We start from the raw sequence: 13,135 nt of genomic DNA, 5'->3' as shown, positions 1-13,135 counted from the left end.
CTATATCCAAATCTTGCTTCTTCCGTCTTCCAATCCTACAGTCCTAAAGTCTTCCAGTCCCCATAAAAAAGTCCTAAAAACAAAAATAGCGATACAAAAGCTGCATCGCTATTTTTTTTAATTATTTAGTCGTTAAAAATCTTAATTATTACCGCCTTCTCTACGACCACCGCCATTTCCTCCACGACCTCTCATTTCTTCTTGTAATTCAGCGTATTTTGTCAATTGTTCAGCCGTGAAAATTGTTTTCAATTTTTCATCTTGTGCTTTAGTCAAATCACGTAATTCTTGCATCGCTGCACGTCTGTCAGAAGCATTTCTAATCGCTTCTCTTTTCGCCGTTCTTTCTGTTAACAAAGGTTTAACTTGATTTACTTGTTCAGTAGTCAAAGACAAAGCCTTTGTCCATCTTTTTAACTGAGCTTCAACTCTTTGTTCAGGCGTCATATCTTGACGTTGACCATTTGGTGCTTCTGCATTTTGTGCAACTGAAGTCTGAACATTTACGATAAAGGTAGCGGCTAATAAGCTCGCTGCGAAGATTAATTTCCTTTTCATTGTTAAGATTTTTATTTTTAAAACGACGTTTAGATAAACAAGTATTGAAAAGGTTTAAAAGTATTTTTAAAAAGATATTTTGTAAAAATGCTTTTTAAAATCTAATTTTGCACCACAAAGAAATCAAACGCTTTGTAGGGCCTATAGCTCATTCGGTTAGAGCAACTGACTCATAATCAGTAGGTGCTTGGTTCGATTCCAAGTGGGCCCACAAAAAATCCCTCATAATCAGTTGATTGTGAGGGATTTTTGTTTAGATACTTTTCTGTTTTTGATAGAATAATATACCTAAATTGGATTTATATAAATTATTGGTTAGGTATTCGTGTGAAAAAGAGAGTGCCTTTGAAAGCACTCTCCGTATTATATAAAGTAGATTAGGATAAACATAAAATCTCTGAAAACTTCACATAAAAGCTTACTCTTGCTCTTCTTGTTTGTTAATTTTTCTATTCTTTTCCGCCCATAAATAAAGCGAAGGCAAAATCAGCGGAGCAAAAATTAAAGTACTGGTTAGTCCGCCAATGATTACTGTTGCTAATGGTCTTTGTACGTCTGAACCAATTCCTGACGAAATTGCCGCAGGTACAAGACCAATGATAGCAACAACTAATATAGATAATAAAGCTCTCAGTTGCTCTTTTGATGATACCAACACACTGTGTTGTAATTCGGTACCGTTTTCACCTTTGGCTCGATTAATGGCGGAAACCAATAATACGCCTGCCATGACCGAAATCCCGAAAATACTTACAAACCCTACGCCAGCCGAAACGTTGAAGTAATAGCCACGTATCAATAAAGCAACGATTCCTCCGCCCAAAGCAAATAAAATACAACTCATCGTAACTAAAGTATTGGGCAAATTCTTGAACAACATAAACAAGAAAAGAAACACCAAAAGTATCGTTAAAGGAATGGTGAAAGCCAATTGTTTGCCTGCACGTTCAAGGTTTTCGTATTGTCCGCCATAAATGATTTGGTAGCCTTTTGGCACGTGTACTTTGGCATCAATTTTATCTTGCAATTCTTTCACAAAACTGCCTTGGTCTCTGCCTTTGATGTTCGTCCGCACAGTTACCATTCTTTTACTTCCGTAGCGGTAGATATTGGTTTGTCCTTCTACAAAATGAATATCTGCTAATTGACTCATTGGAATTAAAGCACCATTTACCGAAGGCACAAGAATATCTTTGATGGCATCAATAGAGTTTCTGAACTGTGGCAAAAAGCGAATCACGATGTCGTAGCGTTTTGTGCCATCGTACAAAGTAGAAATCGTTTTTCCGCCAATTGCTGCTTCAATCATATTTTGAATATCAGCTACGTTTATTCCAAAACGAGCCGCAGATTCACGATTGATATTGATAGCCAATTGGTCTTGTGGACCTTCTTGCTCTATATTTACGTTGTCTGCACCAGCAGTTTGTTTTACGATGGTGGCAATACTATCAGCTTTTTGTCGCATCATTTTCAAGTCGTCGCCAACAACAGAAATTGCCAAATCGGCGGCACTTCCCGTTACGATTTCCATTACTTGGTCGATGATGGGCTGACCCGAAGAAAAGGAAACCGATGGCAATTGCTGTTGTAAATCCGTCTTGATTTTATCCACCAATTCTTTTTTAGAAATGGTTTTACTCCACAAACTATAATCTTTTAAACCAACCAAAATTTCGTTTCTATTTGCTGGAAACGGGTCTGTTCCATCATCATTTCTACCTGTTTGTGTAATAACAAATGAAATTTGTGGATACTTAGCAATGGTACTTCTGATTTTAGCGGCATAACTGGCATTTTCTTGAATGGTAATTCCCGCAGGGAAATTTCCTCTAAGAAAAATCGAACCTTCATCCAAGGTTGGTAAAAATTCCGTTCCGAGTTTTATGCCACAGAAAATGAATGTTCCAACAATGGTGAAACCAATGATTACGGTTCTTTTGTAATGATTCAATAATTTATCCAATACATTTCCGTAATGTTTCGACAGAAAATCCAGCACATAATTTTTATGTTCTTTCATCGGTTTGTCAAAATCAGCTAAAGCTTTTTTGTAGCTGAAAGAAATCAATACTGGAATGATAGTAAGTGCTGCCAACATCGAGCCAATTACGGCAAAAGCCAAAGTAAGTGCCATCGGCGAAAACAGTTTTCCTTCTACACGGGTCATCAATAAAATGGGCATATAGGCCAAAATGATAATGGTAACTGAGAAAAATATTTCACGACCTACTTCTTGTGCTGCTTGTAAAGTGATTTTAACAATGCCCTGTTTTTTCTCTTCGATGGTGGCAGTTCTGTACTTTCGGATGAGATGTTCTGCCATCAAACAAGCTCCGTCAACAATAATTCCAAAGTCGATTGCTCCCAAAGAAAGTAAATTGGCTGGAATGCCCGTCAAACGCATTAAAATAAACGCAAACAAAAGCGAAAACGGAATCGTTAGGGCTACCACAATGGCACTTCTGACACTTCCTAAGAAAAATATCAAGAGAATCACAACGATTGAAATTCCTTCAAATAAAGTATGTGCTACCGTTTCTAAAGAATGGTCAATCAAGAAACTGCGGTCGTAAAGCGGACGCAAATGCACGCCTTCGGGCAATTCACTGGCTTGTAAATCTGCCATTTTTTCTTTCAAAAGCTTCAATACTTCACTTGGATTTTCGTAACGTCTTAACAAAATAATACCTTCTACGCCACTTTTTACATCCAGTTTTTCTTTCGTAACGGTGTAACCTAAAACGCCACTTGCGGGCGGAGGAGTAATCTCAACAGTAGCGACATCACGGATAAATACAGGCATTCCATTATCAGATTTCAACACGATATTCTGAATGTCTCTTTCTGTTTTAATTGCTCCTAAGCCACGAACTGCAAAACCTTGCCCACCACGAGCCAAGATATTTCCGCCTGTATTTTGGTTATTGACATTTACCGCATCCGTCACATTTTGTAAAGTAAGGTTATACTTTCTTAGTTTTTCGGGCGAAGTAATGATATGATATTGTTTCAAAGGCCCACCAAAAGTTACCACATCCGCAATGCCCGGCACTTGTAATAACGCTGGTTTAATGACCCAATCTTGTAAATCTCTTAATTGTGTTTGACTAAAATTCGCTGGTGCTTCTACCACATAGCGATAGATTTCCCCAACGGCAGTACTCATTGGTGCTAATTCTGGATTTACGCCATCGGGCAAAGATGCCGAACTCAAACGCTCAATTACTTGCTGACGAGCGAAGTAATCGTCTGTGCCATCTTTAAAGGTTAGTTGCACAACCGACAACCCAAAAATAGTACGACTTCTACGGTCTAATACATTGGGCGTATTTTGTAAGGCACGTTCTATCGGTACTGTTACTTGTTGTTCAACTTCTTCGGCTGCTCTTCCGTCGTACTGTGCTACTACAATCACACAAGTATCTGCTATGTCTGGATAAGCTTCAATTTTCAATTGTGTAAAGCACCAATAGCCTACCGCCATCAGCACAGTACTTATCGCAATCACAATCCAGCGATTACGAAGGCTGAATACTAATAAGTTCTTAATCATTTATTTCCACTGTTCTACTTGGTTCGTAATAATAAATCCACTTTTTACTTCTACTCTCAGTGCTGTCAGCACAGCCTTTACTTTCTCGGTGTCGTCAATGAAAGTAATCATCATGGGCGTTTCATCGAAACTGAATAAATCATTCGGTCGGTTAAAATGTTTGTTTGAACCAAAACCTGAAATACCTTTAAAAACCGTTAATCCTTTGATTTTCTGGGCAATCAGAAATTGTACGATAAACTCGTGCAAGGATTTTGTTCCAAAGAGTTCATCTTCATCTATAAAAATCTGAGCTTGAAGCATAGCCTTTTTTTGTTAAAGCAACGTTCCTTTCAACAAGAATGCTGCAATGCTGAAATAAATGACAAGACCGGTTACATCCACTAAAGTAGCCACAAAAGGTGCTGATGAAGTGGCTGGGTCGAAGCCTAATTTTTTTAAGACTATCGGTATCATTGAGCCACTTAAAGTTCCCCACATAACAATACCTATGAGCGAGAAAAATATCGTTGTGGCTACCAATAAATAGTGTTCGGTATAATTGAACCAGTGGAATTGTTGCCAAAGAAGTATTCTGATAAAACCTATTGTTCCAAGAATAATTCCGAGAATAATGCCTGATGAAAATTCTCTTTTCATCACAAACCACCAGTCGGTAAAAGTAATTTCTTTCAAAGCCATCGCACGGATAATCAATGTTGCTGCTTGTGAACCACTATTTCCTCCACTTGAAATAATCAAAGGAATAAAGAGGGCTAAAACTACGGCTTTTGAAATTTCATCATCAAAATAACCCATCGCAGAGGCAGTAAGCATTTCACTGAGAAAAAGTACGATAAGCCAACCTGCTCTTTTTTTGATAAGCGTAAAAATGGGCGTTTTTACATAAGGGAAATCTAATGATTCTAAACCCCCAAATTTTTGAATATCTTCTGTATCTCTTTGTTCCGCAAAATCCAGTACGTCGTCGGCGGTGAGTACTCCAATCAAAATATTGTGGGCTGTTACCACTGGCAATACATCTCGGTCGTACTCTTTGAATTTATCAATGGCAATTTCCTTGGCATCGTCAATGGTCAAGCTTATACAAAATCCATCTAAAAGACTTTCAATGGTTTTGAAAGATTCGTTCAGAACCAATTTTCTAATCGGAATATCATCGACTAATCTTCCTATTTCATCAATCACATAAATTACATTGGCGGCTTCGGTATCGTTTGGGTGATTTCTCAAATGTTCAATCGCTTCGCCAACGGTCATTTGTCTTGAAATCGTAGAAAAATCTGTATTGATAAGTCGGGCAACGCTGTTTTCTGGATAACCGAAAAAGTCATGTATTTCAGCTCGGTTTTTCTCTGAAAGGTATTCAGTAAAGTACGATTGCTCTAAACCAATCAAATTTGAAAAAAACTCAAACCTATCATCAGAAGGCAAATTATTTAGAATGGCTGAGGCTTTCTCTTTAGAAATTCCTTTGATGATTTGTACTTGCCAGTCGAAATTGAGATAAGCAAATACTTTAGCTTGTGAATTTTTGGGTAAAGAAATAAATGATTCCGTAGCAATATCCAAAGGCAAAGAGCCAATGAATATGGCGACATCGTTTGGGTGAACAAAGTTTTTGTTAATTCCTAAACTCAATAAAGTACTGAAATCGCCCTTTAAAATTCTTGCTCTAATATCTTTCATCGGAGTGATTGGTAATTAGTAATTGGTGATTAGTCTTTTTGTCGCTTACTTACTTTTAAGTCCAAAATACAAAGCCCAAAAAACTTGAATCTTGCATTTTAAAGTCCTCAAGTCCAAAATCCTCAAGTCCCCAAAAATCAATATCCAAAACTCAAACCCTTCAACTGCATTACTCCTTTAACAGCCACCGTTTCGCCATTTTGCAAGCCACTCAAAACCACAATTCTATCCCCAATCTGATTGCCAATATTCACTTCTCTACGTTCAAAAGTATTGTTAACATTTTTTACAAAAACATAAGTTTTCCCTTGAACCGTCACCACCGCATTTTTATTGATGTTAATATGCGAACCTTCGCTGACACCAAACAAAACTGTTGCAAACATTCCTGCTTTTAGTTTCTGCTCTGAATTATTGAGGCTTACTCTCAATTTCACCATTCTCGTCGATTCATCAATTACGTCGGCTACTTCTTCTATTTTTCCTGTAAATTTCTCATTCGGAAAAGCCGTAAATTGCAAAGTGCAATTTCCTCCTTCTTTGATTTTACTGATTTGATTTTCAGGAATATCACAAATAATAAAAGCCTTGCCAGCACTTGCTTTTCTTAATGCTTCTGGATTAAATCCGCCTGTTTTTAGCTTAGTTTCATGTTCGATAATGGCAGTTTTTTCGTTTGCTAAATCGTTTTGAACCATTGCTAATTCTGTTTCTGCACTTAATAAATCTACTTGTGCATTGGCTACGTCTTTACCTGTTCCTGCTCCATTTTTTTGTAAATCTTCAAAACGACTTACTTCTACTTTTTTACGAGCAATGATTGTTTTCTTTTGTTGAATGATTGTAGCTCGCTGACGAATATTCTCTAAGTGCTGTAACAGCGAAGTATAATTGGTCGCTAAATCAGCATTTTCAAACAAAATGATATTTTGCGAAGCACCTTCTTGTGAAGAAACCACCGTTGCCGATACTTTGGCTGGAGCAGTAATTTCATCATTGAGCGAAGAACTCCCCAAAGTTTCTGTGGCAAAAAACTGCATACTTGTTGAAGTTGGAAAAACGATTTTCATGCCGTTTTCCTGTACTTTTGGCAATACATCTACTGGTTTTGTTGCCTGATTTTCTTTTCCTCCGCAAGCCATCATTCCGACCGACAAAAGGAGTACGCTGCTTATATTTTTCATCTTTATTGTGCCATTTGATTGATTAAACCAGAAGCATAAAGTAGCTTGATAAAGCTCTGGCGATATTGTTGTAATGTATCGTAGTATTGTTGTTGTGTATCAAGCCAACTTCTTTGGGCTTCCAAATAATCTACAATTGTAGTGCCTCCGTGCAAATATGAATACTTTACGCTACTCAGAATACTTTCTGACTTCGAGAGCAAATCTTTGAATTGTTCTATATTCTGTTTCTGAGTTTGATAAGTATTATAAGCTGTCGAAAGCTCTGTTTGTATTAATGTTTGCGTGGCTTGTAAACCTTTTTCTGCTTGTTGTTTTTGTAAATGCGACTTTTTGATTTCACCTTGATTTCTTGAGAAAAATGGTAAATCTATCGCTCCGAAAAAACCAAGGTATGGAACTGTATTTTGTGGATTATAAATCATTCCCAAAGTTGGCTGTGGCGTTGCCAATGATTTCTGTAATTTGATATTACTTTCTGCCACTTGAATACTCGCTTTATAGGCTTGAATATCACTTCTATTACTCAAGGCTTGCTGTAAAAGCGAATCTAATTTGGTGGAAAAAACAAAAGTGAAATCATCCTTTGTATCAATATCAATATTGTCTTGTGTGCCAAGCATAAATTTTAAATTCGATAATTCATTTCGATAAATTTGCTCGTTCGATTTCAACTGCAAAGCATATTGATTCGCCAATAAAGCTGTACGAGTAAGGTCTGTTGACGTAATTACTTCTTTGCCCAATCGAATTTTATTGATGCTTACCAAACTATCCGTATTGGTTTTAGCAATCTGTAAAATGTCTAATTGCTTGCGAGCCGTCCAAACATCCAACCATTTCAAAGCCACATCTTGCAAAACATTTCTTTCGGTTTCGCCAAAAGCTTTTTGTGAAAGTACTGTACTTTTTTGTGCCAAATCTATTTTTGCCTGACGTTGCGAAGGCAATTGAATCACCTTCGTTAATTGCCACCATACTTGTCGGTTTTGTGCATTGTACCAATCGGTATTGTTTGGATACGAAGCTGGACGAGTTAGTACCAATGTTTGATTATTCAAATTTGGATTAGGACGCAATTTTGCCGTTACAATATCTGCTTCACTGATGCCGATATTGAGTTGCTGAGTGTTTAGCAAAGGGTTGTTTGCTTTTGCCACTTGTAATGCTTTTTGTAAAGTATAAATTTCTTGTGCCGAAGAAGGTTTATACATGAAAAAAACAAGCGTGATAATGAATGAAATTTCTCGGAGCCGCATCATCTTGTAAATCTTTAATTGATGTTACAAAGGTGGAGGATTCAGGGGAGAAAGGCAGTTAGAGAGGTTTTAGAAAATTATTAGAAAATCATTAGAAAGTGAAGGTAGCACGAGTTTCCAACTCGTGCATTTTGACGGGTTGGAAACCCGTTTTACGGCTACATAATATCATTATAAATCTCTTTGATATACGACCATTTCCAGTCTTTCTTTGTATTACACAAGCCTGCTTTTACTGGATTATTTAAGATGATATAGTTCCAACTCGTGCATTTTGACGGGTTGGAAACCCGTTTTACGGCTACATAATGTCATTATAAATCTCTTTGATATACGACCATTTCCAGTCTTTCTTTGTATTACACAAGCCTGCTTTTACTGGATTATTTAAGACATAGTTCAAAATTCGATGCAACTCATCTCGGTCACGGACAAGCCTGTCATAACTTTCATCTTGCCAAAAAGGACTATGTTTTCCTAAAAGCTTATTACACTCAAAACCAGAGTGTCGTTTAATAGAGTGCATATAGTCTTCTAAATAAAAAGGCGAATCAATTTCTGTTTCATCATACAATCTTACTACAATGTGTACATGATTCGACATGATGCAATAGGCATAAAGTTCTATTTTTTTATTATCCCAAAAGTGTAAAGATTCTGCTACAATCTTAGCAAAAGCATCTTCTTTTAAGTAATGATTTCCCCCTTGATAAGCATCATAGAATTTATCTCTTTTGCCAAAATCACGTCTGCCAAGTTTATCTAAATCTTCATTGATATTTTTTGAAGTTTGTATAATCCTTGCTTTTTCTTGAGCATACTCTTCTTTCCAACGGTCGGAAACAGCTTTGGGAATACTTCCGTCAAGGTTATAAGTAACAAAAAATGTTCCGCCTATCGGTTGTAAATGAGGTAAGTTTCTTCTGTAAAATTGCTTTTTCATATTCGTAGATGGTTATATATTTCTGTAGCACGAGTTTTCAACTCGTTTTGTTTTTTGTCGGGTTAGAAACCCGTGCTACGGTTCTGTAGCACGAGTTTTCAACTCGTTTTTTGTTTTTTACGGGTTGGAAACCCGTGTTACTGAATGATAGATATTTCTTCTTCGCTTAAATCGTAAAGCTTATATACCAAATCGTCTATCTCGGCTTCTATCGCACTGGTGTCGGCTTGCGGATTTGCTCGCTTTTGTATTAAGATACTTTCTACTTTTTCTATGATTAAAGAGGCTGTTTCTGCATCTGGTTTTGGAATTGGGAAATCTTTTAAAATAGCATAGTTAGGTTCATAAAATCCTCCTCTTAGTTCTGGAAGTAGCTTTTTGAATAAAAAGTAAATAACATTACTATTTAAAACCCCTAATAAATATTTATCGTCTTTGGCAATTATAAAACACTTTTGGTTTGCATAAAGTCTGTTTACATCAAAGGTAAATTCTGGCTTTCTGCAAATATTTGGATAAATGATTTTGTCCTGCTCAAATTCTTTATAATAATCACAAGCTCTTAATTCCCACCAATATTCTCCTTTATCAGAACGTACCGAAGCTTTTTTTGCAAATGGTTTTAGGTATTGGAATATTGACGGATATTGATTTGTTAACCACGTTTCTCCTTCAAAATCGCCTTTGTTTTTATTAGTAAACCCTTTTTCAAACAATATCAAAAACTGTTCAGCTTTTGGTGTTTGATAGCCTTTTACTTCTCTGCCTGCCAAAAATGGTTTAATAATTTCAGCAGCACTTTTATCTTCAGCGATTAATCTGTCTTTTGTATCGGCATCAATTACAAAGGCTTCGTTCAAGCCTGTTTTAATTCCATAAAACACTTTATTCTCTACAAATTTTGAGAGTGGCTTTCCTGTTGATTTAAGTTTTTGAACAAGTTTCTGAGTGTTTAAATCAGATAGTAGCCAACCTTCGTCTTCAAAATATTCATGCGATGTTTCAAAAGATACTTCATTCAAATAGTTTTCTATACCACTTGTAAATGCTAAAGTAGTTACATTAGCAATACTTAGAAAATGCCTTGGAATAGTATTACTCAGTACAAAAATACTTGGGTAGGTAGTTGCTTCTTCAAAAACAGGTAAATCACCAAAATCAATAATTTTATGTAATTGTTTTGTTTTTAAATACTTACGAAGGTTTAATCCATAGCTGGCACGCATCCATTTATTAGGAATGATATAACTGAAAAAACGCTCTTTTTTTAAGATTTGTAAACCTCTTTCAACAAAATAGACATACAAATCAGCATTTCCTGTGAAAGTATTCGGAAAGTCTTTTTGAAGGAAAGGTTTCAACTCTGTAAATTCTCCACCTTTGATATACGGTGGATTACCAATCACAACATCAAAGCCGATAAAATTCCCTGTGTCGTCTAATACTTCTGGAAATTCAAAACGCCATTCAAAAGCGTTGCGATAGATGGGCGAATCTATGCTGTCTTTGATTTCTTGGTCGAGTTTATTGATTTTCTCTTCAAGTTTTTCTCTTTCTTCGATTTGTTTTGCATTGAGTTGTGAGCCAAAAAGAGAGTTCCCTTCAAAGCGTACATAGAGTTCTTCTTTGAGTTTATTAAGTTTGTTTATTTCAGGATTATTGTATTTGGCTATTTCAGTTCTGAAATTCCCTTTGATGTCGGCAATGATGCGTTCGAGTCCTCTTTTTTCTTCTTTGCTACTGGCGTTTTTATAGTCTTGTACAAAACCTCTGTATTGGTTGATGTTGTATTTGATGCTTCTGAGTACTTTGCTCAAATCAGTATCTAAGGGGTATTTGCTTACCAAGCTATTGCCCGTTTTGATATTGATGTCGATATTGGGTAAGGTTTCCAACTCTTTTTTTCCTTCTGGCGTAGTTTTATAGAAAGCATTTTTCAATAATTCTACCCACAAACGAAGCTGACAAATACTAACAGATTTGGGGTTGATGTCCACCCCGAAAAGACAATTTTCAATGAGTAATTGCTTTTCTAAAAAAAGGCTTTCTTGTAAAGCCTGAGCATCTGGATTGCGGAAATTATATACAAAAGGCTCTTGGTTTTCTTTATCGACAATTCTGAGTTCGTCATTATCAATACTGATGAGCCAAGCCTTACTGATTCTATCGCCCGAATGTTGGTACTGTAATACGCCGAGGTCGTACTTGATTTGGATTAATTCGTTGAGTGCCGAAACCAAAAAATGTCCTGAACCCACAGCAGGGTCGCAGATGCGGAGGCTATTGATAAGGGTATTGGCTTCTTGCCTTACTTGTTTGTCGGTAAATTCAATATGTTCTTTTAGCTGTTCAAAATCTTTGAGTTGTAGTTTATAGTGGTCGTTAAACTTTTGTACGGTTGCTCTACGAATGGTTTCTTGGCACATATACATCGTAATAAAGCCGGGCGTAAAGAAAGAACCATCACGGTAGCCATTGATTTTTTCAAAGATTAAGCCCAACACCGAAGCGGAAATAAGGTCTTTGGGTTGGTCTTGGATACTATCGCCTGTATCTTCTGAACCAAAACTATAAGCATCTAAAAATGCCAAGAGGTAAGCCAGCGTATTTTTTTCGCCTGTGACCGAACGTTTGCCATTGGGGTCTTTCAGTACGGTTTTGTCGTAATAAGGAATGGTAAGTCGGTCTTTTAAATCTTTAACTTTTAGGGCTTTTTGTTCCAGTTCTGTCAGTTCAAAGAGCGAACTATTCAAGTAAGGAATATCCCCAAAGAGTTTTTGAACAGACAGTTTTCGTTCGTGTATTCTGCGAGCCAACACTTCAAAGAAGAGTTCACTCAGCACGTCAAAGTCCTGAATCAAAGCACTATGCAAAAAGGCTTTTGAGTAGTCGTTGTTGTGGTATTTGATGAGTTGGCTTTCTAATAGTTTTAAGAAAAGTACTCTATTGAGCCAAGTAATACAGAGTTCGAGACCAACGCTAAAAAGTTGTTCTTCGGTCGTATTTCCAAAGGCTTCTGGATTAGACAATTGCCCTAAAACATTATCAACTTCGAGTTCATTAATGGTATTTTCGAGTAAAGAACCTTCGTTTCGGCGAGTGATGTCTTTTACTCTTCTGATGATTTTTTTATTAGAACTTTCTTCTTTGGCTTCTTCCAAACCTATAATATGGAGGAGTTCGTGATAAAAGCGTTGGTTGAGTTGGTTGCTATCGTTGCTGAAAGAGAGTTTGAGTAAATGCTCTGGCGAGAGTATTTTATACAGTTCAGCCTTTGCTCTTTTAGAAAGTTTATTGATTTTTTCATTGCCAATTAAGTCTTTGAAGTCGATATAATTGAAAAATAAGTCAATATCACTGGTAATAAGTAGCTTTTTAACTTCATCATAAAACCAAGCCGAGCCTTTTTCATGGTCTTTGGCAGTTTTATAAAGTTTTTTGAAGCTGGTATTTTGATAAAACTTATCATCGAATTCATTCTCATCAAAAATAAACCAGTGATAAAAATCAGTAGCGATAAGATGACAGATTTCGTGGTTGTGTTCTCTTTCGTTGAAGTAATACCAGATAAGTTCGTGCAAAGCCTTCACATTGGGTTTGGCTTCGCTTATCATTTCAAGAGAATGGGTTTTCTTGGCTTCAATAATTACCCCTACTGTATCTTTGGGACTTTTACCTTTGTGAATTACAGTATCGTTTCTGCCTTTAGTATTGATATGATAATTAGGAGTATAGAAGGCTTCTTCTAAAAAATCAACCATTAATTTTTTCTGATTTTCTTCCGATTCTTTCTCGTTCAAGAGGGCATATTTCTGTACAAGTGTTTGCTCGAAATGCAGAAAACTTTCAGTAGCAATGACTTTATTTTTGAGGGCGGGTTTGATAGATGTCGAAAACGACTTTTGGGTAATTTTAATCATAGAATCTTGTGCTTGTTTAAGATTAG

At 36.5% G+C, this 13,135-nt stretch carries 8 protein-coding genes and 1 tRNA gene; 1 reads left to right on the top strand and 8 read right to left on the bottom strand.

All coding sequences use genetic code 11. From position 1 onward, the window contains the following. Window positions 1-141 precede the first annotated feature (141 nt). Window positions 142-558 (bottom strand): hypothetical protein, encoded by a 417-nt coding sequence (locus HNP25_RS03870; protein ID WP_184130594.1) that lies wholly within the window; start codon window positions 556-558, stop codon window positions 142-144. Between the two features lie 137 nt (window positions 559-695). Between HNP25_RS03870 and HNP25_RS03865 the strand changes: the two genes are divergently transcribed. Continuing rightward, window positions 696-769, top strand: a tRNA-Ile gene (locus HNP25_RS03865). Window positions 770-976: 207 nt separating this feature from the next. Here the strand turns inward: HNP25_RS03865 and HNP25_RS03860 are convergent. The 7 genes from HNP25_RS03860 to HNP25_RS03830 all read right to left on the bottom strand — a co-directional run bounded on the left by HNP25_RS03860 (window position 977) and on the right by HNP25_RS03830 (window position 13,109). After that, window positions 977-4,114, bottom strand: coding sequence for an efflux RND transporter permease subunit (locus tag HNP25_RS03860; RefSeq protein WP_184130591.1), 3,138 nt, complete (start codon window positions 4,112-4,114; stop codon window positions 977-979). Beyond that, window positions 4,115-4,417, bottom strand: coding sequence for a DUF190 domain-containing protein (locus tag HNP25_RS03855; protein ID WP_184130588.1), 303 nt, complete (start codon window positions 4,415-4,417; stop codon window positions 4,115-4,117). It lies immediately after the preceding gene. Window positions 4,418-4,429: 12 nt separating this feature from the next. Next, window positions 4,430-5,803 carry a magnesium transporter gene (mgtE, locus tag HNP25_RS03850; RefSeq protein ID WP_184130585.1) on the bottom strand — a complete coding sequence of 458 codons (1,374 nt, stop codon included), beginning with the start codon at window positions 5,801-5,803 and terminating at the stop codon, window positions 4,430-4,432. 137 nt (window positions 5,804-5,940) lie between these two features. Further along, the gene (locus HNP25_RS03845; protein WP_184130582.1) at window positions 5,941-6,987 is read right to left on the bottom strand and encodes an efflux RND transporter periplasmic adaptor subunit; all 1,047 of its coding nucleotides are present in this window, start codon (window positions 6,985-6,987) and stop codon (window positions 5,941-5,943) included. Window positions 6,988-6,989: 2 nt separating this feature from the next. After that, window positions 6,990-8,249 (bottom strand): TolC family protein, encoded by a 1,260-nt coding sequence (locus HNP25_RS03840; protein WP_229202784.1) that lies wholly within the window; start codon window positions 8,247-8,249, stop codon window positions 6,990-6,992. A gap of 298 nt (window positions 8,250-8,547) precedes the next feature. Then, the gene (locus tag HNP25_RS03835) at window positions 8,548-9,189 is read right to left on the bottom strand and encodes a transposase (RefSeq protein WP_184130579.1); all 642 of its coding nucleotides are present in this window, start codon (window positions 9,187-9,189) and stop codon (window positions 8,548-8,550) included. A gap of 137 nt (window positions 9,190-9,326) precedes the next feature. Further along, entirely contained in the window at window positions 9,327-13,109 is a 3,783-nt protein-coding gene (locus tag HNP25_RS03830; protein WP_184130576.1) for a class I SAM-dependent DNA methyltransferase, read from the bottom strand. Window positions 13,110-13,135: the final 26 nt, after the last annotated feature.

This window comes from Arcicella rosea (genome assembly GCF_014204325.1).
GTDB classification, from domain to species: Bacteria; Bacteroidota; Bacteroidia; order Cytophagales; family Spirosomataceae; genus Arcicella; species Arcicella rosea_A.
The sequence above is the reverse complement of the archived record's forward strand: the minus strand, read 5'-3'. Positions and strand labels throughout refer to the sequence as shown.

What these genes read in the sequence shown, in the direction of transcription:
- HNP25_RS03830 (WP_184130576.1), bottom strand. Translation starts at nt 13,109, where the DNA reads ATGATTAAAATTACCCAAAAGTCGTTTTCGACATCTATCAAACCCGCC.
- HNP25_RS03870 (WP_184130594.1), bottom strand. Translation starts at nt 558, where the DNA reads ATGAAAAGGAAATTAATCTTCGCAGCGAGCTTATTAGCCGCTACCTTT.
- HNP25_RS03860 (WP_184130591.1), bottom strand. Translation starts at nt 4,114, where the DNA reads ATGATTAAGAACTTATTAGTATTCAGCCTTCGTAATCGCTGGATTGTG.
- HNP25_RS03845 (WP_184130582.1), bottom strand. Translation starts at nt 6,987, where the DNA reads ATGAAAAATATAAGCAGCGTACTCCTTTTGTCGGTCGGAATGATGGCT.
- mgtE (WP_184130585.1), bottom strand. Translation starts at nt 5,803, where the DNA reads ATGAAAGATATTAGAGCAAGAATTTTAAAGGGCGATTTCAGTACTTTA.
- HNP25_RS03840 (WP_229202784.1), bottom strand. Translation starts at nt 8,249, where the DNA reads ATGATGCGGCTCCGAGAAATTTCATTCATTATCACGCTTGTTTTTTTC.
- HNP25_RS03855 (WP_184130588.1), bottom strand. Translation starts at nt 4,417, where the DNA reads ATGCTTCAAGCTCAGATTTTTATAGATGAAGATGAACTCTTTGGAACA.
- HNP25_RS03835 (WP_184130579.1), bottom strand. Translation starts at nt 9,189, where the DNA reads ATGAAAAAGCAATTTTACAGAAGAAACTTACCTCATTTACAACCGATA.